We start from the raw sequence: 23,423 nt of genomic DNA, 5'->3' as shown, positions 1-23,423 counted from the left end.
CTCAGTGGCCCTGTGCGGCGTCGACTTCGGCCCGCAGGGTGGCCAGCACCCCGTCCGTCGGGGGGCGCACGCCCCGCCACCAGGCGAAGGACTCGGCCGCCTGCTCGACCAGCATGCCCAGACCATCGCGGCCGATGGCGCCGTGGCGGGCGGCCCAGGCCAGGAAGGGGCGGGCGGCCGGGCCGTACATCAGGTCCAGAGCCAGGGTGCCGGGGCGCAGCACCTCGGCCGGCACCGGGATGTCGCCTCCCCCCAGGCTGCTGGCCGAAGCGTTGAGCACCACATCGAAGCCGATGCCGGGCGCGCCCAGGCCGCGGGCCTGCAGGTCCACGCCGTGGCGGCGGGCCAGGTCGGCGTGCCGCGCCACCAGGGCCTGTGCCTTGTCCGGGCTGCGGTTGGCCAGCACCAGCAGGGCCGGTCCCTCGGCCAGCAGGGGGCCCAGCACCCCGGCGCCGGCGCCGCCGGCGCCGACCAGCAGCACGCGTCGGCCGGCCAATGGCACGCCGGCATTGACGACGATGTCGCGCACCAGGCCCACGCCATCGGTGTTGTCGGCCAGCCAGCGCTCGCCATCGCGCTTGAGGGTATTGACCGCGCCCGCCAGTTCGGCGCGTTCGCTGCGCTCGGCTGCGGCCGCGAAGGCCTCGAACTTGAAGGGCACGGTGATGTTGCAGCCCCGCCCGCCCTGCGCCGCAAAGTCGGCCAGGGTCTGGGCAAAGCCGTCCAGCGGGGCCAGCAGGCGCTCGTAGCGCAGGGCCTGGCCCGTGGCGGCGGCAAAGGCGGCATGGATGGCGGGTGAGCGGCTGTGGGCCACGGGGTGGCCGATCACCGCGTACAGGTCGGTGGGGGCGGGCATGGGGGAGCTCAGGGGCGCGCGGAGGTCTCGGCCGTGGCCTCGAAGCCGTCGTTGCGGGTGAAGCGGAAGCGCGAGGTGACCACGATCTGGTCGGCCTGCTTGCGCATGGCCTCGGTGAAGTCGCCGAAGGGTGCGGCGGCGCGGGCGATGGCCAGAGCGCGTCGGTTCAGCAACTCCGACTTGGAAGCCTGCACGATCTCGGCGTCGACGATGCGGCCCCGGGCGTCGATGGTGATGTTCATGATCAGCTCGCCGTAGAGCTTCTGGCCCTTGTATTCGGGGAAGTCGCGGGTGCCACGTTCCTCGATCTTGCGGCGCAGCTTGTCGTAATAGACCGCGTACACCTGGCCCTGGGTGGCGGGGCTGATGTAGCGCTTGCGCGGGCGGGCGTTCTCCTCGTTGATGCGCTTCTCGATCTCGGCGAGCGTGCGCAGCATCTGGCGGCGGCGCTCCTCGCGCTGGGCCTCCTCCGGGGTCTGCACGGGTCGGGCCGGGTCGGGCACCGGCAACAGCGCGATCTGGCGTCGCAGGTCGGCTAGCAACTGTTGTTGCTGGGCCTGCATCTGGTTGATCTGCTGCTCGGCCTCGTCGGTGTCTATGCCCAGGCTGTTCAGGTCGGAGGCCGGCAGCGGCGAGGTGGCCCGGCCCTGGTCCTGGTTGCCGCCGCCGGCCAGGTCGGCCTGGGCGATGGCCTGGGCCTTGACCGGCTTCTCGTTGGAGCGGGCGTTGACGAGGATGACCTCCAGCGGCGTGTCCTCGAACACCCGGTTGAAGCGCTCCGGATCGACGAAACGGATGGTCAGCAGCACCGCGTGCAGGGCGACCGAGATCAGCAGCGTGCTTTGCAGCAGGGTCGGGGGCCAGGGCAGCTTGGGCAGTCGCATCGGCGCAGCAGGCGGTGGAACTCAGGCGGCGGGGGCGGCGGGCGGCGCGTCCTCGCCGGCCTCGTCGAGGTTGATGGCCAGGGTCAGGCCGGTGGTCGGGGTGTCATCCTCGCCCTCGCTGTCCTCGGCCTCGGTCGGCGCGACCTCGTCATCCAGGCGGGCGGCCAGGCTGGCGTGCAGCTCCAGCGTCAGCAGGTCCATGCCGGTGACGCGCACCCGCACGCGGGTGCCGCGCGGGAAGCTCTCGGTGCCCAGGGCGCGGAAGACCAGCGGCAGGGTGTCGGCCCGCACCAGGCCGTCCTTGAGCACGGCGGCGTCCAGCTCGGTGACGCCCTGCTGCTCGATCCAGCGCAGCGTCCAGAAGCGCTCGATGGCGGACTGGAAGCCGTTGTAGGCCGAGTAGGCGCCGTCAAAGCCCGAGATGATCGAGAACAGCGTCGCGTCCTTGGGCTTGAAGTGGGCGGCCAGCGCGGCGGTGCGGCCGTGGCGGGCGCAGGCGATGATCTGCCACTGGTTGACCAGGTCCACGTAGCGGCGCAGCGGCGAGGTGGCCCAGGTGTACTGCGCCACACCCATGCCGGCGTGCGGCAGGGCCTTGGTGCCCATGCGCACCTTCACGCCCGGGGCCAGGCTGGCCTGACTGCGGTAGATGCCGGGCACGCCCAGTTCGGCCAGCCAGCCACCCCAGGTGCTGTTGGCCAGGATCATCGCTTCCGAGACGATCAGGTCCAGCGGTGCGCCACGTTTGCGCTCGCTGATGCGCACCGTCTCGCTGCCGTCGGGTTCGCCGCTGTTTCCGTCCAGCCGGAAGTTGTAGTCCGGCCGGTTGAAGTTCTCGGGCTTTCCGCGCACCACCTCGCGCGCGGCCTTGAGCTGGCGTGCCAGGCGGAAGCAGAAGGCCAGTTCGGCCGCGAAGGGGTAGTCGGCCACCGCCTCGCCGGTCAGCGTGGCCTCGGTGATGACCTCGTCGAGCTGGTCGTGGCGCAGGTTGGCCGCGATGGGCACCCGCTCCAGCCGGGTCTCGCTCTTCTTGATTGCCAGCGTGGCCTCGTCCAGCGTCACGTACAGGCTGACGGCGGGGCAGTCTCGGCCCTCGTCCAGTGTGTAGGCCTGCACCACCGCGTCGGGCAGCATGGTGAGCTTCCAGCCCGGCATGTAGACGGTGGACAGGCGCTCGCGGGCCACCTTGTCCACCGGCGAATCGGGCAGCACGGCCAGGCCCGGCGCGGCAATGTGCACGCCGAACACCACCTCGCCCGAGCCCAGGCCGGTGACCGACAGCGCGTCGTCGATCTCCGTGGTCTGCGAATCGTCGATCGAGAAGGCCTGCACCGGGGCCAGCGGCAGCTCGTCGGCAATGGCCGGGGCCTCCAGCGGCGGAAAGCCCGTGCCCTTGGGAAACTGCTCGAACAGGAAGCGCCGCCAGTGGAACTGGTAGGGGCTGGTGATGGCGCCGGCGTCCTTGAGCAGGTCCAGCGGGGCGCGCTGGCTCTGCTTGGCGGCATCGACCACGGCCTTGTATTCGGGCGCGTTCTTGTCGGGCTTGAACAGGATCTTGTAGAGCTGCTCGCGCACCGGGGCCGGACACTGGCCGGCCACCAGCTCGGCGGCCCAGGCCTCGATCTGGGCGGCCAGCTGCTTCTTGCGCTCGATGGCCAGCAGGGCGGCCTTGATGGTCTCCTCCGGGGCCTTCTTGAACTGGCCCTTGCCGGCACGGCGGAAGTAGTGGGGCGCCTCGAACAGGCGGAACAGGGCGGCGGCCTGCAGCTCCGGCCCGGCGGAGGCGCTGAAATAGTCGCGTGCCAGGTCGGCAAAGCCGAACTCGCCCTCGGGCGCGAACTCCCAGGCCAGGTCGAGATCGATCTCGCCGGCCTTGGCCTGCGCGGCCGCGATCAGGTCTGCCGGCTGCGGCTTGTCGAAGCGCAGCAGCACGTTGGCATTCTTCACTTTGACGCGCTTGCCCGAATCGAGCTCGATCTGCATCGAGCTGTCGGCTTCGGACATCACACGGCCGGCCAGAAATTTGCCGGCATCATCGAACAGGGCGTACATCACCGCCGGATTGTCGCCGATGGGCGGGCCGGGCCGTCAGCCGGCGGGCTCCAGCAGTTGCAGCGAGCGGACCATGTAGGCGAGCGGTGCCTCGAAATCGCTCAGTGCGTGGTCGCTGCCCTCGATGAGCAGGCGTGGCGCGCCCGCGTAGCGCGCAGCCATCTCGCGCCAGTCCAGCACCTCGTCGCCGGTGGCGATGACGGGGAAGTAGCGCTCGGGCAGGCTGAGCTGCGCCGGGGTCATGGCCTGCAGCTCGCCGATGAACTCCTCGCGGAAGTAGAAACGGTCCAGCGGGTTGTGCCAGGCGGTCTGCTCGCCGATGTGGCGGGCCAGGTCCCGCGCCGGGTTCACCGCGGGGTTGAAGAGCACGGCCGGCCGGCCCAGGCGTTCGGCCAGCACCGTGGCATAGAAGCCGCCCAGCGAACTGCCCACCAGCACCGTGCCCTCCAGCGGCCAGTCGCGCACCAGATCCAGGGCCAGCGCGATGGCCTCGCGGGGGGAGGGCGGCAGCTGGGGGCAGCACAGGCGCAGATCCGGGCGGTGGACATCCCGCCAAGCCGCCACTGCGCGGGCCTTGGCCGACCGGGGGGAGGAGCGGAAGCCGTGCAGATACAGCAGATGCGAGGGAAGCATGGGATCAGTGTAGGGGCGATCTTGAGGTACAAGAGCCGCTTGCCGCCGCACGGCCCGATCCTGGCCGCCGTGGCCCGCCTTCCCGCCCGACCCGGGCTTCTGCCCCTGATGTCCATGTCTCAGCCTTCTTCCGCTTTCGCTGCGCCGGTTCCGGCGTTCCGCCCTGTCCGCACCGTGCTGGTGAGCGCCCTGCTGGGTGCGCTGGCGGCCATGGCCCAGGCCCAGCCCGGCGCGCCGGAGCCTGCCGCGGCGGCCAGCGCACCCCAGGTGGCGGCCCGGCCGGACCCCAGCGCGCCCAAGCCTTTCGACGAGGTCATCAAGGACGCCCAGCGTGTTGATGGCTTCTTCCCGGTCTGGCGCAAGGACGACAAAGTGTGGCTGGAGATCCCGGCCGAGCGCCTGGGTCAGCCCTTTCTGCTGACCGCGGGCGTCAACCAATCGGTGGGCGAGCGCGGCCTGTATGCCAGCCAGATGGGCCCGGACTGGACGGCCGAGTTCCGCCAAGTTGGCAAGCAGATCCAGCTGATCGCGCTGAACATGGCCTACCGCCCCGGCGCGGACAAACCCTCCCAGGCCGCCGTGCGCCAGGCCTTTGCCGAGAGCCTGCTGGGCGCGGCGCCGGTGGCCAGTGCGCCGCACCCGCAGCGCAAGAGCGTGCTGGTCGATGCCAGCTTCCTGCTGTCCGACATCATCGGCTACTCCACCCAGCTGGAGGCAGCCTTCCGCCTGCCCTACGGCCTGGCCCGGGGTGAATCCTCCTTCGAATCGGTCCGCGCCGACGCGGGGCTGACCACCTTGAACGTGCGCCTGCTGTTCGCCACGCCGCGCCTGCCCGCGCCGCCGCTCACCCCGCCGCCGGTGCCCACCCCGCCGCCGCCCGAAACCACGCCCGATCCGCGCAACTTCTTCGTCGGCGTGACCTACAGCCTGGCCCAGCTGCCCGAGCAGCCGATGGCGCCGCGGCTGGCCGACCCGCGCCTGGGCTTCTTCACCGAGGATTTCACCGACTTCAGCACCGACCTCAAGCCCAACCAGCGGGTGCACTACGTGGACCGTTGGCGTCTGGAGAAGAAGGACCCCTCGGCCGAGCTGTCGGAGCCGGTCAAGCCCATCACCTACTGGCTGGACAAGAACATCCCCGAGCGCTACCGGGCCACCATCACCGCCGGCATCCTGGAGTGGAACAAAGCCTTCGAGAAGATCGGTTTCAAGAACGCCATCGTGGTGCGGCAGCAGCCTGACGACGCCGATTTCGACACCCTGGATGCCGACCATGCCTCGATCCGCTGGTTCGTCGGCGCCGATGTGGGCTTCGCCCGCGGTCCGAGCAAGGCGGACCCGCGCACCGGCGAGATCCTGGACGCGGACATCGCGATGAGCGACGTCTTCGCCCGCGGGGCGCGTCGCGTGCTGGTCGAGGACACCGGCAGCGCACGCGCGCAGGTGCTGCAGCGCGCCACCCAGGCGGCCCAGTCCCTGGTGCTGGGCGGCGGTCGCGGCGATGAGGAGCACTGCAACTACGCGCAGGAGGCCGCCGAGCAGATGGGCTTTGCCCTGGATCTGCTGGAGGCCCGTGGTGACATCGCACCGGACAGTCCCGAGGCCGAGGCCTTCGTGCAGGCCGTCATCAAGGACGTGATCACCCACGAGGTGGGCCACACCCTGGGGCTGAAGCACAACTTCAAGGCCTCCACCACCGTGACCCGCGCGCAGCTCAAGGACCCGGCCTGGACGGCTGCCCACGGCACCTCGGGCTCGGTGATGGACTACAACGCCTACAACCTGCCGCTGCGCGGCGAGCCGACCTCGTCGATCACCAACACCACGCTGGGCCCTTACGACTACTGGGCCATCGAGTACGCCTACAAGCCCATCGCGCCGGGGCAGGAGGCGCAGGAGCTGGGCCGCATCGCCAGCCGCAGCACCGAGCCGGCTCTGGCCTATGCCGACGATGCCGACGCCGAGGGCGGCCCGGTGGGGGGCATCGACCCGCTGGCCAACCGTTTCGACCTGGGCGACGACCCCCTGGCCTGGTACAGCCGGCGCATGGAGCTCTCGCGCGAGCTGTGGACCCGGGTGCAGGCGCGTGGCGCGCGGCCGGGGGATGACCCGCTGCGCGCGCGCCGCGTGCTGCTGAGCGGCTTCCGCCAGCTGCGCAACATGCCCGAGATGGTGGCCAAGTACGTGGGCGGCATGCAGACGCTGCGCGACCTGCCGGGCACCACCGACCGCCCGGCCTACCAGCCGGTGGCCCCGGCGTTGCAGCGCCAGGCGCTGCAGCTGCTGTCCAAGGACATCTTCAGCGTCGACAGTTTCAGCTTCCGGCCGGAGTTCCTGGCCTCGCTGTCACCCGACTACACTGAATGGGAGCGTGCCAAGCCGGTGAGCATCCCGGCGGTGGTGCTGCAGCTGCAGACCCAGGCGCTGGACAAGCTGATGTCTGCCGGCACCGCCCAGCGCCTGCTGGACCTGCCGAACTACCTGAGCCCGGCCCAGCGCAAGGGCGCGCTGTCGCTCGACGAGGTCTATGCCACCCTGCAATCCAGTGTCTGGAGCGAGTTGCAGACCGGACGCGAGATCGACCCGATGCGGCGCAATCTGCAGCGTGAGCATCTGCAACGGGTGGTGGCCATCCTGACCAAGGGCGGCGGCAAGCTGCCGGCCGATGCGGTCAGCCTGGTGCGCTGGCATGCGGTCAGGCTGCAGGCCCAGCTCAAGGCCGCCTCGGCGCGCGGTGCGCTGTCGGTCGAGTCGAGGGCCCACGTGGCGGAGAGCCTGAGTCGACTCACCGAAGCCCTGAAGGCCTCGATGAGCCTGAGCTGATCAGCCAGCGGCTGGCGCGCCCTTCTCTGCAAGGGCGGCCAGCAGCTTCTCGTGGATGCCGCCGAAGCCGCCGTTGCTCATGCACAGCACATGGTCGCCCGGGCGGGCGGCCTTGACGATGGCGCTCACCATCGCGTCGATGCTGTCGCAGACCTGGGCTTGGGCGCCCATGGGCGAGAGGGCCTCGCGGGCATCCCAGCCCAGGCCGCCGCTGTGGCAGAAGGACAGGTCGGCCTCTTCCAGCGCCCAGGGCAGCTGGGCCTTCATGGTGCCCAGCTTCATGGTGTTGCTGCGGGGTTCGAAGGCGGCCAGGATGCGCTGGTCCAGCCCCACCTTGCGGCGCAGGCCGTCCAGCGTGGTGCGGATGGCGGTGGGGTGGTGGGCGAAGTCGTCGTAGACCTTCACCCCACCGGCCTCGCCGCGCAGCTCCAGGCGTCGGCGCACGTTCTGGAAGCGGCCCAGCGCGGCCGCGCTGACCTCGGGCGCCACGCCCAGGTGCTCGGCCGCGGCGATGGTGGCCAGGGCGTTGAGCTGGTTGTGTTCGCCCAGCAGGCCCCACTCGACACGCGCGATCTTCATGGCACCACGCAACACGTCGAAGGCATGGGGTTCGCCGCGCGCGCGCAACGTGCCTGGCTCCTCCTTGCGGGCGCCGAAGCGCTGGACCTGGCTCCAGCAGCCGCGCGCCAGCACCCGCTGCAGGGCCTCCTCGCGGGCATTCACCACCAGACAGCCGGTGGACGGCACGGTGCGCACCAGGTGGTGGAACTGGGTCTCGATGGCGGCCAGGTCCGGGAAGATGTCGGCGTGGTCGTACTCGAGGTTGTTCAGGATGGCCGTGCGCGGCCGGTAGTGCACGAACTTGCTGCGCTTGTCGAAGAAGGCCGTGTCGTATTCATCGGCTTCGATGACGAATGCAGCCCCGTTTCCGAGCCTTGCGGAAACACCGAAGTTCTGCGGCACGCCACCGACCAGGAAGCCCGGCTGCAGGCCGGCGTCCTCCAGCACCCAGGCCAGCATCGAGGTGGTGGTGGTCTTGCCGTGGGTGCCGGCCACGGCCAGCACATGGCGGCCCTGAAGCACATGCTCGGCCAGCCACTGCGGGCCGCTGGTGTAGGGCAGGCCCGCGTCGAGGATGGCCTCCATCAGCGGGTTGCCCCGGGTGACGACGTTGCCCACCACGAAGAGGTCGGGTTGGAGCGACAGCTGTTCCGGGCCGAAGCCTTCGATCAGCTCGATGCCCAGGGCCCGGAGCTGGTCGCTCATCGGCGGATAGACGTTGGCGTCGCAGCCGGTGACGGTGTGGCCGGCTTCTCGCGCCAGGGCCGCCAGGCCGCCCATGAAGGTGCCGCAGATGCCCAGGATGTGAATGTGCATGGCGAAAAAGGGGTGGCGCAGACGCGATCGGCGATCGCGCCCGCGCGGGTTCAGCAGGTGAAGCTCTGGCGGCCGGCCCACTCGTCCCCGGGGACGAGGGTGATGGGTTCGCGCACGCAGGCGGCTTCCACGCAGAGCATGTGCCGCCAGTCCTCGGCGGGCAGGTCCGTCAGCTTGGACGCGCCTTCGGGTCCGGGGTTCCAGACCACGACGTCCTCGAAGTCGCTCAGGCTGATGAGCAGCTTGCGGCCCAGCTCGCGCAGGATCAGCTGGCGCGGGGCCTGGTGGTAGACGCGGTCGATGGCGCCGATGACCGCGGTGACGTCGCCCCACTGGTCGCCTTCGACGCCCAGCAGCGCATCTTCGTAATGGCAACCCTGCAGGCCCTCGAGCTGGGCCTTCTCGACGTTCTGGCAGCGCAGGTAGGTGTGCAGCGCGGCATGGAAGTCGAAGGGGGTTTCACCGGTGTTGGTGATGCACAGCTCGATGTCCAGGTCGCGTCCGGCCACGCTCACCGTCAGCTCGGCGGTGAAGCCGTGGGGCCAGTGGGTGCGGGTGGCCATGTCGTCGGTGAAGCGCAGCGTCGCAATCGCGTGCTCGCCCCGCACCACCGATTGCACCGGCGTCCAGCTGCGGGTGCGCACCAGGCCGTGGCGGGGCAGCGGGCCGCGTTCGTTGAACTGCGGGAAGATCACCGGCACGCCACCGCGCACCGAGGCGCCCACGCCGTAGCGGGCGGTGGGGGACAGGTAGAGCTGCTCCTCGCCGCCAGCCGGCATCCAGGACACCAGGTGGCCGCCATGCAGCAGCACGGTGGCCTGCGCGCCATCGGGCGCGCGCAGTCGGACGGCGGGCTGGCCGCGAAACTCGGTCAGACGGATGTCACTCATGCTTGGGCCAGGACGTCCTTGGCCGCGGCGAGGGTGGCGTCCAGGTCGGCGTCGCTCAGCGCGGCGCTGGTGAAACCGGCTTCGTACAGGGCCGGGGCCAGGTAGACGCCGCGCTCGAGCATGCCGTGGAAGAAGCGGTTGAAGCGGGCCTGGTCGGTGGTCATGACCTGCTGGTAGTTCTGCGGCAGCTCGGGCATGAAGAAGAAGCCGAACATGCCGCCCTCGCTGTCCACACTGAAGGGCACGCCGGCGGCATCCGCCGCAGCCTTCAGACCGGTCATCAGGCGGCGGGTCTTGGCGCCCAGGGCCTCGTGGAAGCCGGGCTTGGAGATTTCCTTCAGGGTGGCCAAACCGCAGGCGGTGGCCACCGGGTTGCCTGACAGGGTGCCGGCCTGGTAGACCGGGCCCAGCGGGGCCAGGTTCTGCATGATGCGCCGGCTGCTGGCGAAGGCCGCCAGCGGCATGCCGCCGCCGATCACCTTGCCGAACACCGAGATGTCGGGCGTGAAGCCGGGGATGGCCTTCGCATACAGGCTCTGGGCCGAACCCAGGGCCACGCGGAAGCCGGTCATCACCTCGTCGAAGATGAACAGCGCGCCGTGCTGGTCGCACAGCTCGCGGATGCGCTTGACGAAGGGCACGCTGGCACGCACGAAATTCATGTTGCCGGCGATCGGCTCAATCATCACGCAGGCGATGTCCTTGCCATGGGCCTGGAAGGCGGCCTCGATCTGCTCGACGTTGTTGTACTCGAGCACCAGGGTGTGCTGCACCACCTCGGCTGGCACGCCGGCGCTGGTGGGGTGGCCGAAGGTGGCCAGGCCCGAGCCGGCCTTGACCAGCAGGGCGTCGGCATGGCCGTGGTAGCAGCCCTCGAACTTGATGATCTTGCTGCGGCCGGTGGCGCCGCGCGCCAGGCGGATGGCGCTCATGCCGGCCTCGGTACCGGAAGACACCAGACGCACCTGTTCGATGCTGGGCACCAGGCCGATGATGGCCTCGGCCAGCTCGACCTCGCGTTCGGTCGGGGCGCCGAAGCTGAAGCCGTCGCGGGCGGCGGCCAGCACGGCTTCCAGCACGGCCGGATGGCCATGGCCCAGGATCATCGGGCCCCAGGAGCCGATGTAGTCGATGTAGCGCTGGCCCTCGGCGTCCCAGATGTAGGCGCCTTCGGCGCGGGTGATGAAGCGGGGCGTGCCGCCGACGGCGCGGAAGGCGCGCACCGGCGAGTTCACGCCGCCAGGGATGGACTGTTGGGCCCGTTCGAAGAGTTGGGCATTAGTGGACACGGCGGCGGCCTCCGGGCGCGGCAGGGGGTTCATCGGGAAAGCTGGGGGTGGGGCCGGGCGGATTCGGCTCGGGCGCGCCCTCGGCGGCTTGTTCATCCTCCGGGGGCAGGGCCCAGAAGAAGCGGTCGGGAATGACGTGGCCCATGCCGGGGCGGAAGCCGGCGTCCAGGCTCTGGTCCAGGAACTGCAGGGCCTCGCCGGTGGCGGCCTGGATCTCGGCGCCCACGGCCAGCAGGGCGGCCAGCGCGGCCGACAGGGTGTCACCCGCGCCGACGAAGCTGACGTCGAAGAGCTCGAACTTCTCGCCGGTCAGGGCGCCCTGGGCCGAGGCCAGCACGTTGTCAATGAACTGGCCCGCCTTGGCTGGCAGCATCACGCCGGTCACCAGCAGGTAGCGGGCGCCGTGTTCGGCGGCGGCCACGGCCAGCTCGCGCGGCGAGGCCGGGCGCTCGGACTCCCACTCGGGCAGCAGGAAGTCGGTCAGCGTCTTGTGGCTGCCCACCAGCACCTCGGTGGCCGGCAGGATCAGCTCGCGGAAGGCGTCCAGGTAGCTCTGGTGCTCGTCTTCCTCCAGCCAGGACAGGTTGGGCAGGTAGGACACCAGCGGAAGCTCCGCGTAGTCCGAGAGGATCTCGGCCACCGCGCTGACGTTCTCGGCGGAACCCAGGAAGCCGACCTTGAAGGCGCTGGCGGTGACGTCCTCCAGGATGCTGCGGGCCTGTTCCACCACCGCATCGCCTTCGATCAGGTGCTGGTCGAAGACCTCGGCGGTGTCGCGCATCAGCAGGGTGGTCACCACCGGCAGGGCGTGCGCGCCCATGGCCGCGATGGTGGCGATGTCACCCGCCACACCGCCAGCGCCGCTGGGGTCGCCGGCGTTGAAGCTCATCACGCAGGCGGGCGATGCGCCCGCATCCTGGGCGGTGCCGTCGGGGGTGGAGGCGTCGGAGGGGGATTCAATGTTCATGGCTGGGGCCGGTCGATGAAATAGGCAGAGGGCAGTCCGGCCGACGCGGGATCGCAGGATGTGTCGGGATGATGTTGCGCAAGTGTCGACAAAACCTTGTCGTAACCTTGCATCCCATCGCTATACTCGTACGGATTGTAGTGATCTGGCTTGGATACCGTGAGCGAAAACACAACCTGGATGTGCCTCATCTGCGGATGGATTTACGACGAGGCTGCCGGTGATCCCGAGCATGGCATTGCCCCGGGGACCAAATGGGAGGACGTGCCCATGAACTGGACCTGCCCCGAGTGCGGCGCACGCAAGGAAGATTTTGAGATGGTTCAGATCTGAACTGCTCCGCCATGCGCGAGCGGCAGTCGGTCAGACCCGTTGGGATGTAATTCGTGAGGGGGCGCGAGGTGACGGATTTGGGTCTGACGCAAACTGCGTCGCCAACCACCCGGGTGCTGGTGATTGACGACAGCAACACCATCCGGCGCAGTGCAGAAATCTTTCTGCGCCAAGGTGGTTACGAAGTGATACTGGCCGAAGATGGTTTCGACGCCTTGGCCAAGGTCAATGATTTCGAACCGGACCTCATCTTCTGCGACATCCTGATGCCGCGGCTCGATGGCTACCAGACCTGCGCCATCATCAAGCGCAATCCCCGGTTTGCCCAGGTGCCGGTGATCATGCTGTCTTCCAAGGACGGCGTGTTCGACAAGGCTCGTGGCCGCATGGTCGGTTCCGACGATTACCTGACCAAGCCTTTCACCAAGGACCAGTTGCTGCAGGCGGTGGCGCACTTCCGTGCGCTGGCCGTGCAGCGGTGATGCCGGCCGCGGCGCTCACGACCGTTGAGGCGTGCCGCGCCGTGGCGGTGCTGTTTTGCAGGGTAGCTTCATGAGCATCCAGAACATTCTTCTCGTCGACGACTCGAAGACCGAGTTGCATTACCTGTCCGAGATGCTGACCAAGCGTGGTTTCAGCGTGCGGACGGCCGAAAGCGGTGAGGAGGCCATGCGCCGCCTGTCCGAGGCCAAACCGGACCTGATCCTGATGGACGTGGTGATGCCGGGCACCAACGGCTTCCAGCTGACCCGCACCATCACCCGCGACCCCCGTTACGCCGATGTGCCGGTGATCATGTGCACCAGCAAGAACCAGGAGACCGACCGGGTGTGGGGGCTGCGTCAAGGCGCCCGCGACTATGTGGTCAAGCCGGTCGATGCCGATGACCTGATGGCCAAGATCCAGGCCCTGGGCTGAGCAGGCGGCGATGTCCAACAAGGAAGCGCTGCGAGAACTCCAGGTCCGGCTGGCCAACCGACTGCAGGCGGCCCGGGAGCGGCCCCGCGAGGCCGGCTGGCTGGCCGTGGAGTGCGCCGGGGCAGGGTTGCTGCTGCCGCTGGGGCAGGCCGGCGAAATCCAGTCCCTGCGGGATGTGACGCCGGTGCCCCACGCGGCGCCCTGGCTGGTCGGCGTCGCGAACGTGCGCGGTCAGCTCAACGCGGTGATGGACCTCGCAGCCTTCCTGGGGCTGCGCGAACGGGGTGCCGGGACGCGCACCGGGCAGTTGGTCGTGTTCAACCCGGGTCTGCGGGTCAACTCGGCTCTGCTGATCGACCGCCTGGTGGGGCTGCGTGACAGCGAACAGCTGCAACGCGTGACCGATGACCCGGGCCCCCGCCCGGCCTTTGCCGTGCGCCAGTGGCGCGACGGCCAGGGCAGGGTCTGGGATGAATTGGATCTGGCGGCCCTGGTCCAGGATCCGCTCTTTCTTGAAGTGGCTGCGGGTTGACGTGGCTGTCCTGTCGTGATTCGAGGCATTCCCTGAGAGGATGAGATGAGCCTGCTCGATCAGTTGAAGAACAAGTTTGCCGCCCGTTCGGCCTCTCAAGACTCGGATGCCGCGCAGGCGCCTGCCGCAGCAGCGGCGGCCTCGACCGATGCCGACCACGAAGTCGACCGCCTACTCGAACAGATCGATCAGCGGCTGGAGCAGTCCGCGGGTGCGGGCGATGTCCCACCGCCGGCCGCGGCCCTGCCGCCGGACGGGGACGACCCCGCGCTGTCCCAGCTGCCGCCGGATGTCTCCACCTTCGGCGAGGAATCCACCGGCCTGCCCCTGATCGGGCGCCGCCCCCTGTACGAGCAGCAGCGGCTGCTGCTGACCATGGTCGGTGCGGGGGCTGCCGTGTTCGTGATCACCGGTGCGCTCTCGCTGGGCGCCGCCAACCGGCAGGCCGGTCAGCTGACCGCCACCGGCCAGGCCCTGATGCAGTCGCAGCGACTGGCCAAGTCGGTGTCCCAGGCCCTGGTGGGCAGTCCGGCGGCCTTCCCGGAAGTGCGTGAAAGCGGCCAGGTGCTGGCCCACAACCTGCGTGGCCTGGCCAAGGGCAATGCGGATCTCTCGGCCGTGGGTGGCAGCACACAGGATGTGCTCTCGCCGCTGCTGCCGCTGGTGGACCGCGCCGAGAAGAACGCCGGTGTGGTGCTGGCCCAGCAGACCGTGCTGACGCAGGTGGGTCAGGCGCTGCGCCTGATCAACCGCCAGTCCTCCGACCTGTTGGAAACCGCCGAGACCGTGTCCTCGCTGAAGCTGCAGGGCAATGCCTCGCCGGTGGAGATCTCCGCGGTGGGTGAGCTGGTGATGCTGACCCAGCGCATCGGCAAGAGCGCCAACGAATTCCTGACGCTGGAAGGCGTGAGCCCCGAGGCCGTGTTCCTGCTGGGCAAGGACCTGAACTCCTTCCGCGAGATCGCCGACGGCCTGCTGCGCGGCAATGCCGAGCTGCGCCTGCCCGGCACCAAGGACGCCGCCACCCGCGAGCGCCTGGAGCAGCTGATCTCCCAATACGAGGAGACCCGGGCGCAGGCCACCGCCATTCTGGGCAACCTGCAAGGCCTGGTGGCCGCGCGTGAGGCCCAGAACGCGATCGTGGCGGATTCCGAGCCCCTGCGAAAGGGCTTGGAACAGGTGCAGCGCAGCCTCGAGAGCAGCGGCGGCCTGAGTGCAGGCTATCTGGTGGCCTTGCTGGTCTCGGCGGCGGCCATCCTGGCCGGCGGTGCCGGTCTGCTGCGTCTGTACGTGCGCAACCAGGCCCTGCGCGCCCAGCAGGCCGAAGCCCAGCGGGTGGCGGCCGAGGAGCAGGAGCGTGAAGCCAAGCGCGTGAACGACGCCAACCAGGCGGCCATTCTGCGGCTGATGAACGAGCTGCAGACGGTGGCCGAGGGCGACCTGACCCAGCAGGCCACGGTGACCGAGGACATCACCGGCGCCATCGCCGACTCGGTGAACTACACGGTGGAAGAGCTGCGCTCCCTGGTGGCCCAGGTGCAGGGCACGGCGGCCCGGGTGACGGAAACCACTCAGCAGGTGGAGCAGACCTCCACCGAACTGCTGGCTGCGTCCACCGAACAGCTGCGCGAGATCCGCGAAACCGGCGAATCGGTGCTGCAGATGGCCGTGCGCATCAACCAGGTGTCCGCACAGGCGCAGCAGACGGCCGCGGTGGCCCGCCAGTCCCTGGAGGCGGCGGACTCCGGCCGCAAGGCGGTGGCCGACACCATCGACGGCATGAACACGCTGCGCGAGCAGATCCAGGAAACCTCCAAGCGCATCAAGCGGCTGGGCGAATCCTCGCAGGAGATCGGCGAAATCACCGAGCTGATTTCCGACATTACCGAACAGACCAACGTGCTGGCGCTGAACGCCGCCATCCAGGCCGCGTCCGCCGGCGAAGCGGGCCGGGGCTTCTCGGTGGTGGCCGAAGAAGTGCAGCGGCTGGCCGAACGCTCGGCCGATGCGACGCGGCAGATCGCGGCCCTGGTAAAGACCATTCAGACCGACACCCAGGACGCCGTGGCCGCCATGGAGCAGTCGACCCAGGGTGTGGTGCAGAACGCGCAGCTGTCCGACGCGGCCGGTGCGGCCCTGGTCGAGATCGACCGCGTGACGCGCGAACTGTCCGAGCTGATCGACGGCATCTCGAACGAAGCCCGCAGCGAAGCCGAGTCCGCCAACGTGGTGGCGGCCAACATCCAGCACATCTTCGCGGTGACCGAACAGACCGGTGAGGGCACGCGTTCGACCGCGCAAATGGTTCATGACCTGTCGCGATCTGCCGATGAACTGCGTCAAACGGTGGACCGTTTCAAGATTGCCTGACCTTGCAGCAGGCAGCACGGCAGCCTGAGGGACGATGAAGGAACCCGGCACGACCATGGATTCAACTCACGATCAAGAACTGCCGGGAGACCTGAGCGCACTCGCCTGGGTCCAGGATGAGCTGCGCAGGACGCTCGACAACGCGCACAAGTCCCTGCGCCGCCAACTGCGCAACCAGGAGCAGCAGCCGGCCGACGTGCCCGCGCCAGCCTCCCACCCGGCCTTGCAGCAGGCCCGCAACCTGATCCACCAGGGCGTGGGAGCGCTGGAGCTGATCGGTCAGGTCAGCGCGGCCCGCGTGCTGCGTGCCAGCGAGCAGGTCGTGCAGCGCCTCGACCGCGGCGAGTTGGTCTGCGAGGCCGCGCCGGTCGAAGCGATCGAGAAGGCTTCTTTCGCGGTGCTGGATTTCCTGGGGCGGCAACTGGCCGGACGGGCTCCGTCGGAGCTGGGGCTGTTCCCGCAATACCGTGAGGTCATGACCCTGGCCGGCGCGGAGCGCATCCATCCCTCGGACCTCTGGGAATCCCTGCCGGTGTTGCCGGCCTCGGCCCCCGGCGCTGCCATGGCGCCGGACCCGCGGGTGCGTCAGGCGGTCGAGGCCCGTCTGCTGAAGTACCTGCGCGGCGATGTGGCGGCGGCCCGTCGCATGAGTGATGCCTTTGCCCAGTTGGGCGAGCGCGCCGAGGGCCGGCTGGGTCTGGCCTGGCGGCTTGCCTCGGCCTTCTTCGAGGCGCAGGCCCAGGGGCTGCTGCCGCCGGATCTGCTGGCCAAGCGACTGGCCTCGCGCCTGCTGGTCCAGCTGCGGGCGGTGGAGCGCGGCGTGCAGGATTGCCCGGACCGCCTGCTGCAGGATCTGCTGTTCTTCTGCGCCCGCGCCCGCCGTGACGATGTCCAGGCGCCGCGCCTGTCTCAGGTGGCGCGCCAGTGCGATCTGCCGGCGCTGGACAGCGCCGATTACGAACACAGCCCGCTGGGCCGCTACGACCCGGCCCTGGTGCCGCAGGCCCGGCGTCGCGTGGCCGCGCTCAAGGAGAGCTGGTCGCTGGTGGCTGCCGGTGAACTGGCCTCCCTGGCCAGCCTGCACGAGCAGACCGCCCAAGTGGGCGAGTCGATCCGCCAGATCTACCAGGACGGCGAGCGGCTGGCCCAGGCCCTGCAGGCCGCCACCGAGAGCGCCGTGCAGGCGGGGCGCGGTCCTTCGCCCGAGCTGGCGATGGAGGTGGCCACCACGCTGCTGTGCCTGGATGCCTCCCTGGACGAGGCCGATCCCGAGCACCCGGACCTGCAGGATCGCATCCAGCAGGTGGCGCAGCGCCTGGAGATGGTCACCGCAGGCGGTTCAGCACCGCCGCTGGAGCCCTGGGTCGAGGCCCTGTACCGTGAGGTTTCCGACCGTCAGTCCATGGGCAGCGTGGTGCAGGAACTGCGCGCCACCCTGGCCGAGATCGAGCAGCAGCTCGACCGCTTCAACCGCAATGCGGACGAGCGCGAGGCGCTCACGCCGGTGCCCAACCAGTTCAACGCCATGCGCGGCGTGCTCTCGGTGCTGGGGCTGGATCAGGCGGCGCAGGCCGTGCAGCGCATGCGCGACGACGTGGCTGCCGTGCTGGCCCAGGACGCCGACGCCTCCCGCGCGACCGACCAGCTGGCCGACAACCTGGGGGCGCTGTCCTTCCTGATCGACATGCTGGGCGTGCAACCCCAGCTGGCCAAGGCCCTGTTCCGCTTCGACCCGGCGACCGGCCGGTTTGCAGCGCTGATGGGGCGCGCCAAGGCGGCGGCCAAGCCGGTGGAGGTCGAGTCCGCCCTGCTGGACCAGGTGCAGACCCTGGCCCGCAGTGCCGAGCAGGAGAATGTCTCCACCGAGGATCTGCATCGTCACCTGGAGGGCCTGGCCGATCAGGCCGTCGCGGCCGACCAGCCCGACGTGGCTCAGGTGGTGAGCCAGGCCCGCGAGGCGCTGGCCCAGGCCCAAACCCAGGACGCGCACGCCGAGGAGGCCGCGCGGGCCGATGTGGTGCAGGCCCTGGCATCGCTGGCCACGCCTCCGGCGCCGCCGGCTGCGATGCCGTCGCCCGCACCTGCGGGCGACGACGATGACGACATGCGCGAGATTTTCCTGGAGGAAGCGCGCGAGGTGCTCGAGCAGGCCCGTGAGGGTCTGGCGGGCCTGCGCGCGGACGCCACCGATCTCGAGGCCATGACCACGGTGCGGCGTGCCTTCCACACGCTCAAGGGCAGCTCCCGCATGGTTGGCCTCACCGCCTTCGGCGAGGCGGCCTGGTCGTGCGAGCAGCTCTACAACGCCCGCTTGGCCGAGGCGGTGGTGCGTGCCGATGAGCCGCTGTGCGATTTCACCGGCCGTGCCCTGGATCAGCTGGAAGACTGGATCGGCCGTGTGGCCGAGGGCCAGGACGACGCGCCCCAGGGGGCGCCCCTGATGGCCGAGGCGCAGGCCCTCCGCCTGGGTGGATCGGCCTTGCCTGCCGACCTGACGCTGCGTGCGGAGCCGGCTTCGGCAGAGGCTCCGGAACTGCCCGAGCTCACCGAGATGCCCGAGGTCTCTGAGCCAGCCGATGCGTCGGCAGCCTGGGCGGCCGCCACCATGCCCTTGCCGGTGCTGGACGAGACCCTCGGCGAGGCAGTGGAGCCGACGCCGGAGGTGGATCCGCATCTGATCGACCTCGACCTGGACCTGGATGCCGGTACGGGCCCCGCAGACGCGGTCGTGCCCGATCTGGATCTGGACCTGAGCGTCGAGGCCCCGGCCCCCGCGCTGTCGACCGGTGAGTCGTCCGAGGAGCGCCTGTCGCTGCTGGAACTGCCGGCGGACCTGCGTGACGTGGTGGCCACCGGCGAGGTCGACGACGAGCCGCAAACCACCCTCGAGCCGCCGTCTGACTTGGCCGGCGGGCTGCCGCCGGGGTGGTCGGATACCCAGTTGGACGAAGCGTCGGAGCCTGCTCCCGCGCCTGCTCCCTCCCCACGCGAGGAGCCCGTGTTGCTGGAGGCGTGGGTCTCCGAAGAGCTGCACGAGCGTGTCAACGGGCTGCAGGAGGCACCCAGTGCTCCCGAGGCAGACACGCCGCCATCGCCCCCGGCCGAAGAGACTTCGGAGCTGCGGGTGGACGGTTCGGTCGAGGACCAGGACGCGCCGCCTGCACCGGAGGCCGTGCCGCCCGAGGCACCTTGGGCCGAGACGGCCGCCGGGTCGATGGCCGATGTCTCTGTGGAGCCGAGCTCCGAGGCCCCTGCAGCGTCCGAGTCTGCCCCCGAACCTGCGGTGGAGGCGCCGTCCCCGGAGGACGATGCCGAGCGCTACAAGGTGGTGGGTCCGCTGCGCATCCAGATCGCGCTGTTCAACATCTACCTCAACGAGGCCGACGAGCAGTCGCGCCGCTTGAGCACCGAGCTGTCCGAATGGCAGCTGGAGCTGGACCGTCCGGTGGGTGAAACCGCCGTGGCGCTGGCGCACTCGCTGGCGGGCAATTCGGCCACCGTGGGCTTCCAGGATCTCTCCAACCTGGCCCGCCGGCTGGAGCATGCGCTGGAGCGCTCCCAGGCCCGCGGTCGCGGCGAGGCGGCCGAAGCCGAGCTCTACCTCGGTGTGGCCGAAGAGATCCGCCGCCTGCTGCATCAGTTCGCGGCCGGCTTCCTCAAGCCCGTGCAGACGGACATCCTCGAGCGCCTGAGCGCGCACGAGCACGACGAGGTCCAACTGAACGAGCGTCTGGCCGCCCTGAGCGAGGCCGCCTTGCCCGGCGGCGAGGGCGACGAAGGTCCGGAGGTCTCCGAGGACGACCTGGATCGGCCGGTGACGTCCTTTGCTTCGCTCAATCCCCTGGGGGAGGTGAAGTTCTCCGCGCTGGAGGATGCCGAGCCCTCGCCCGGCGCCGGTGGCACGCCGCTGCGCGCCGAACCGGTCGGCGCGGCCACCCTGCTGGGCGAGCAGATCGAGGCGGCCGACGCGATCGACGCCGAGCTCTTCGACATCTTCGTGGACGAGGGGGCCGAGCTGCTGCCCCAGCTGGCCGAGCACCTGCGCCAGTGGGAGGCCCAACCCGATCAGATGAATGCCGGCGTGGCGGCGATGCGGGCCCTGCACACCTTCAAGGGCGGTGCCCGGCTGGCCGGCGCCATGCGCCTGGGCGAAATGGCCCACCGGCTGGAGACGGCGATCGAGCGCCACATGGCACGCGGTCAGGTGGAGGCCGGTGCGATCAGCCCGCTCCACCAAGGCGTGGACCAGCTGGCCGAGGAGTTCGCCCGCTTGCAGGCCGGCGGCTTCGAGGCACTGCCGGAGGTGGTCGCAGCCACTGCATCCGTGCCGGAGCTGGAGCCCGTGGCGCCCGAGAGCCTGGTGCAGGCCCTGGTTTCCGAGCCGGCCCCTGCCGACACGCAGCCGGCGGCTGTGCCCGCCGAGAGCGCTTCCTCCCCGATGCCCGACGTGCGGGTGGACTGGTCGCGCCTGGCCAAGGGCTTCGCGGCCGCAGGCCATGCCCCGTCCGACCTCGGCACCGCCGCCGATCTGGCGGCCGGCAGCGTGCGCGTGCGTGCGCCCCTGCTGGACCGCATGGTGAGCCATGCCGGTGAAGTGGGCATCGCCCGCGCTCGCATGGAGGCCGACGTCGGCCAGATGCAGGGCAGCCTGCGCGAGCTGACGGACAACCTGGAGCGTCTGCGCCGGCAGCTGCGCGACCTGGAACTGCAGGCCGAGACGCAGATGGCCACCCGCATCGAGGCGGCGCGCAGCTCGCAGCAGTCCTTCGACCCGCTCGAGATGGACCGCTTCACCCGGGTGCAGGAACTGACCCGGATGATGGCCGAGTCGGTGTCCGACGTGGGCACCGTGCAGCGCAGCCTGCTGCAGACCTTGCAGGACGCGGAAGACCAGCTGGCCATGCAGGCCCGTCTGGCGCGCGACCTGCAGGACGATCTGCTGCGTGCCCGGATGGTGGAGTTCGACACCCTGTCGGACCGCCTCTACCGTGTGGTCCGCCAGGCCGCCAAGGAGACCGGCAAGCAGGTGCGCCTGAACCTGTCCGGTGGCGGCATCGAAATGGACCGTGCGGTGTTGGACCGCATCGCACCGCCGCTGGAGCATCTGCTGCGCAATGCCGTGGTGCACGGCATCGAGCCGGCCGGCCTGCGCGAAGCCATGGGCAAGCCGGCCGTCGGCGGCATCGAGGTGCTGGTGCGCCAGAGCGGCAACGAAGTGCAGCTGGACGTGCGCGACGACGGCGCGGGCCTGAACCTGGCCCGCATCGCCGAACGGGCGACGGCCGCAGGCCTGCTGAACGCGGACAGCCGGCCGACCGAAGCCGAGCTGGCCTCGCTGATCTTCGCGCCGGGTTTCACCACGGCCGAGGAAGTGACCGAGCTGGCTGGCCGGGGCGTGGGCATGGACGTGGTGCGCACGGAAGTGACCGCCATGGGCGGTCGCATCGAGACCGCCAGCACCTCCGGGCAGGGCACGGCCTTCCGCATGCTGCTGCCGCTGACCACCGCCGTGACGCAGGTGGTGCTGATGCAGGCGGGCAACCAGACCGTGGCCGTCCCGTCCACCCTGGTGGAAACCGTGCGGCGCGTGCCGGCGGCCGAGATCGAGCAGGCCTATGCCCAGGGCGTCCTGCGCCATGGCGAGGAGGACCTGCCCTTCTTCTGGCTGGGGTCCCTGCTGCAGGACGCCTTGCGGGGGGCGGCGGACGGTCGCACCCTGCCGGTGGTGGTGGTGCGAAGCGCGGACCAGCGCGTGGCCATTCACGTCAGCCAGATCCTGGGCAACCAGGAAGTGGTGGTGAAGAACCTGGGGCCGCAGCTCTCGCGCCTGCCGGGCCTGGCCGGCATGTCGGTGCGGGCCAGCGGCGAGACGGTGCTGATCTACAACCCGGTCGCGCTGGTGGCGGTGTATGGTGCCGAAGTGCGCGCCCAGCTGCAGGCCGCCGCGGCGGGCGCCGGGCCGGAAACCCTGGTGCCGGTGGTGCAGCCGGTCGAGCCCGAGGTGAAGGCCCCGCTGGTGCTGGTGGTGGACGATTCGCTCACGGTGCGCCGGGTCACCCAGCGCCTGCTGCAGCGCGAAGGCTACCGCGTGGCGCTCGCCAAGGACGGCCTGGAAGCCCTGGAGCGGCTGGCCGAGGAAACCCCGGTGGTCATGCTGTGCGACATCGAGATGCCGCGCATGGATGGTTTCGACCTGATGCGCAACGTCCGCGGGGATGTCCGGCTGGCTTCGCTGCCGGTGATCATGATCACCTCCCGCATCGCCGAGAAGCACCAGGAGCACGCTCGCGAACTGGGCGTCAACCACTACCTGGGCAAGCCCTACGACGAAGACCTGCTGCTGAAGCTGGTCCAGGGCTACGTCCAGGCCGGGGTGGAGGCCTGACTTGGGCGCTGACGCGGCCGGGCCTCAGGGCGCAGCGGTCGCGTCGTCGCTCGGTCCTTCCTCGTCACCATGACCCAGTTGCTGGAGCAGTTGGCAGCCCTCACCGGGCTGCGTGACCGGGATGCGCTGGATGCCGGTCTGGTGGCCGCTGTGGCCGACCTGACGCGGGCCCGCCGGGTGGCGGTGCACCGTGTGGTGGGTGATGAAGGCGCCCAGCGCTGGCTCACGCGGGCCCAGCGCGGCGAAGCCTCTTCCGCCCCGGTCATGGTGTCCATGTGGACCGACAGCGGCGACCAGCCGGCCCTGGACGAGCAGCCGGCCTGGCGGGACTGCCTGCTCACCGGGCGCCCCCGGACCTGGCGGGCCAGCGACAACCTCAGCCTCTTTCCCCTGCCGGGCCAGGTGGGGCAGGGCGGGGTGGTCGAGGTGGTGACCGAGCGCGCGCCCACGCCGGCCCAGGTCCGCAGCATCAACGCAGTGCTGGCGGTGGTGCGCAACCAGCTGGGTTTGCTGGACTACAGCGAGCGGGACACCCTCACCGGCCTGCTCAACCGCAAGAGTTTCGACGACTCGTTCTACAAGGCGGCCATCCAGCCCGTGCAGGACCTGCTGCCGGATGGGCAGGCCGAGCGTCGCCAGACCGCGCCGCCGCGGTACTGGCTGGCGGTGCTGGACATCGACCACTTCAAGCAGGTCAACGACAACTTCGGCCATGTCATCGGCGACGAGGTGCTGCTGATCGTCTCCCAGCTGATGTGCAGCACCTTCCGCTACTACGATCAGCTTTACCGCTTCGGGGGCGAAGAGTTCGTGGTGCTCTTGCGCTGTGCCACCGAGGAAGACGCCTTCCTGGCCTTCGACCGGTTCCGTTCCCGCGTGGCCACCCACAGCTTTCCGCAGGTCCAGCGGCTCACCTTGAGCATCGGCTTCACCGATGTCCGCCCCGGCGACACCCCGGTGGCGGCCGTGGAGCGGGCGGACCGGGCCGTCTACTTCGCCAAGAACCATGGCCGCGACCAGGTGCGCTGCCTGGAGGCCCTGATCCGCCAGGGACAACTGGCGGACGACGATAAGGCCAGCGACGTCGAATTCTTCTAGGCGCCACGCCGACGCC

Annotated in this window: 16 protein-coding genes; 8 read left to right on the top strand and 8 right to left on the bottom strand. The window is 70.0% G+C overall.

Annotation, left to right across the window (positions count from 1 at the left end):
- Position 1 precedes the first annotated feature (1 nt).
- From aroE to LRM40_RS13855, 4 genes are read right to left on the bottom strand one after another with little or no spacing between them, the layout of a single operon-like run.
- A complete protein-coding gene (gene aroE, locus LRM40_RS13870; RefSeq protein ID WP_151122006.1) occupies positions 2-856 on the bottom strand; it encodes a shikimate dehydrogenase in 855 nt (284 codons plus the stop codon).
- Between the two features lie 8 nt (positions 857-864).
- Positions 865-1,740 (bottom strand): TonB family protein, encoded by an 876-nt coding sequence (locus LRM40_RS13865; RefSeq protein ID WP_151122005.1) that lies wholly within the window; start codon positions 1,738-1,740, stop codon positions 865-867.
- Between the two features lie 21 nt (positions 1,741-1,761).
- Positions 1,762-3,792, bottom strand: a complete 2,031-nt coding sequence (locus tag LRM40_RS13860) for a ribonuclease catalytic domain-containing protein (protein ID WP_151122067.1) — start codon at positions 3,790-3,792, stop codon at positions 1,762-1,764.
- A gap of 36 nt (positions 3,793-3,828) precedes the next feature.
- Positions 3,829-4,425 (bottom strand): YqiA/YcfP family alpha/beta fold hydrolase, encoded by a 597-nt coding sequence (locus LRM40_RS13855; protein ID WP_151122004.1) that lies wholly within the window; start codon positions 4,423-4,425, stop codon positions 3,829-3,831.
- Positions 4,426-4,605: 180 nt separating this feature from the next.
- Between LRM40_RS13855 and LRM40_RS13850 the strand changes: the two genes are divergently transcribed.
- The gene (locus LRM40_RS13850) at positions 4,606-7,248 is read left to right on the top strand and encodes a zinc-dependent metalloprotease (protein ID WP_231067556.1); all 2,643 of its coding nucleotides are present in this window, start codon (positions 4,606-4,608) and stop codon (positions 7,246-7,248) included.
- On the opposite strand, the gene mpl is transcribed toward LRM40_RS13850, so the two are convergent.
- Genes mpl through thiD form a run of 4 tightly spaced genes read right to left on the bottom strand, consistent with a single transcriptional unit; the run spans position 7,249 to position 11,771 of the window.
- Complete coding sequence (mpl, locus tag LRM40_RS13845) at positions 7,249-8,625, bottom strand: UDP-N-acetylmuramate:L-alanyl-gamma-D-glutamyl-meso-diaminopimelate ligase (protein ID WP_151122002.1); 1,377 nt, start codon at positions 8,623-8,625, stop codon at positions 7,249-7,251.
- 50 nt (positions 8,626-8,675) lie between these two features.
- Positions 8,676-9,515: a D-hexose-6-phosphate mutarotase gene (locus tag LRM40_RS13840; protein ID WP_151122001.1), complete on the bottom strand. Its 840-nt coding sequence runs from the start codon at positions 9,513-9,515 to the stop codon at positions 8,676-8,678.
- Positions 9,512-10,837: a glutamate-1-semialdehyde 2,1-aminomutase gene (gene hemL, locus LRM40_RS13835; RefSeq protein ID WP_151122000.1), complete on the bottom strand. Its 1,326-nt coding sequence runs from the start codon at positions 10,835-10,837 to the stop codon at positions 9,512-9,514. The genes LRM40_RS13840 and hemL overlap by 4 nt, the downstream gene beginning before the upstream one ends.
- Positions 10,794-11,771, bottom strand: coding sequence for a bifunctional hydroxymethylpyrimidine kinase/phosphomethylpyrimidine kinase (gene thiD / locus LRM40_RS13830; protein ID WP_375138542.1), 978 nt, complete (start codon positions 11,769-11,771; stop codon positions 10,794-10,796). Before thiD ends, hemL begins: the two co-directional genes overlap by 44 nt.
- A gap of 180 nt (positions 11,772-11,951) precedes the next feature.
- Between thiD and LRM40_RS13825 the strand changes: the two genes are divergently transcribed.
- From LRM40_RS13825 to LRM40_RS13795, 7 genes are all read left to right on the top strand, one after another.
- Positions 11,952-12,104: a rubredoxin gene (locus LRM40_RS13825; RefSeq protein WP_022978843.1), complete on the top strand. Its 153-nt coding sequence runs from the start codon at positions 11,952-11,954 to the stop codon at positions 12,102-12,104.
- A 77-nt stretch (positions 12,105-12,181) separates the two neighbouring features.
- Positions 12,182-12,586, top strand: a complete 405-nt coding sequence (locus LRM40_RS13820) for a response regulator (protein ID WP_022978844.1) — start codon at positions 12,182-12,184, stop codon at positions 12,584-12,586.
- A gap of 70 nt (positions 12,587-12,656) precedes the next feature.
- On the top strand, positions 12,657-13,022 hold the full coding sequence (locus LRM40_RS13815) for a response regulator (protein ID WP_151121999.1): 366 nt from the start codon (positions 12,657-12,659) through the stop codon (positions 13,020-13,022).
- Between the two features lie 10 nt (positions 13,023-13,032).
- A complete protein-coding gene (locus LRM40_RS13810) occupies positions 13,033-13,554 on the top strand; it encodes a chemotaxis protein CheW (RefSeq protein WP_151121998.1) in 522 nt (173 codons plus the stop codon).
- Between the two features lie 45 nt (positions 13,555-13,599).
- Positions 13,600-15,924 (top strand): methyl-accepting chemotaxis protein, encoded by a 2,325-nt coding sequence (locus tag LRM40_RS13805; protein ID WP_151121997.1) that lies wholly within the window; start codon positions 13,600-13,602, stop codon positions 15,922-15,924.
- A gap of 55 nt (positions 15,925-15,979) precedes the next feature.
- Positions 15,980-22,309, top strand: a complete 6,330-nt coding sequence (locus LRM40_RS13800) for an Hpt domain-containing protein (RefSeq protein ID WP_151121996.1) — start codon at positions 15,980-15,982, stop codon at positions 22,307-22,309.
- 69 nt (positions 22,310-22,378) lie between these two features.
- A complete protein-coding gene (locus tag LRM40_RS13795) occupies positions 22,379-23,407 on the top strand; it encodes a GGDEF domain-containing protein (RefSeq protein ID WP_151121995.1) in 1,029 nt (342 codons plus the stop codon).
- Positions 23,408-23,423 lie beyond the last annotated feature (16 nt).

Source organism: Ideonella dechloratans (genome assembly GCF_021049305.1).
Lineage (GTDB): Bacteria > Pseudomonadota > Gammaproteobacteria > Burkholderiales > Burkholderiaceae_C > Ideonella > Ideonella dechloratans.
The sequence above is the reverse complement of the archived record's forward strand: the minus strand, read 5'-3'. Positions and strand labels throughout refer to the sequence as shown.

Excerpts from the sequence above, each read along its gene's own strand:
- LRM40_RS13805 (WP_151121997.1), top strand. The coding sequence starts at position 13,600 with ATGAGCCTGCTCGATCAGTTGAAGAACAAGTTTGCCGCCCGTTCGGCC.
- LRM40_RS13865 (WP_151122005.1), bottom strand. The coding sequence starts at position 1,740 with ATGCGACTGCCCAAGCTGCCCTGGCCCCCGACCCTGCTGCAAAGCACG.
- LRM40_RS13860 (WP_151122067.1), bottom strand. The coding sequence starts at position 3,792 with ATGTACGCCCTGTTCGATGATGCCGGCAAATTTCTGGCCGGCCGTGTG.
- aroE (WP_151122006.1), bottom strand. The coding sequence starts at position 856 with ATGCCCGCCCCCACCGACCTGTACGCGGTGATCGGCCACCCCGTGGCC.
- LRM40_RS13855 (WP_151122004.1), bottom strand. The coding sequence starts at position 4,425 with ATGCTTCCCTCGCATCTGCTGTATCTGCACGGCTTCCGCTCCTCCCCC.
- LRM40_RS13825 (WP_022978843.1), top strand. The coding sequence starts at position 11,952 with ATGTGCCTCATCTGCGGATGGATTTACGACGAGGCTGCCGGTGATCCC.
- thiD (WP_375138542.1), bottom strand. The coding sequence starts at position 11,771 with ATGAACATTGAATCCCCCTCCGACGCCTCCACCCCCGACGGCACCGCC.
- LRM40_RS13840 (WP_151122001.1), bottom strand. The coding sequence starts at position 9,515 with ATGAGTGACATCCGTCTGACCGAGTTTCGCGGCCAGCCCGCCGTCCGA.
- LRM40_RS13810 (WP_151121998.1), top strand. The coding sequence starts at position 13,033 with ATGTCCAACAAGGAAGCGCTGCGAGAACTCCAGGTCCGGCTGGCCAAC.
- LRM40_RS13815 (WP_151121999.1), top strand. The coding sequence starts at position 12,657 with ATGAGCATCCAGAACATTCTTCTCGTCGACGACTCGAAGACCGAGTTG.
- LRM40_RS13800 (WP_151121996.1), top strand. The coding sequence starts at position 15,980 with ATGGATTCAACTCACGATCAAGAACTGCCGGGAGACCTGAGCGCACTC.
- LRM40_RS13795 (WP_151121995.1), top strand. The coding sequence starts at position 22,379 with ATGACCCAGTTGCTGGAGCAGTTGGCAGCCCTCACCGGGCTGCGTGAC.
- hemL (WP_151122000.1), bottom strand. The coding sequence starts at position 10,837 with ATGAACCCCCTGCCGCGCCCGGAGGCCGCCGCCGTGTCCACTAATGCC.
- mpl (WP_151122002.1), bottom strand. The coding sequence starts at position 8,625 with ATGCACATTCACATCCTGGGCATCTGCGGCACCTTCATGGGCGGCCTG.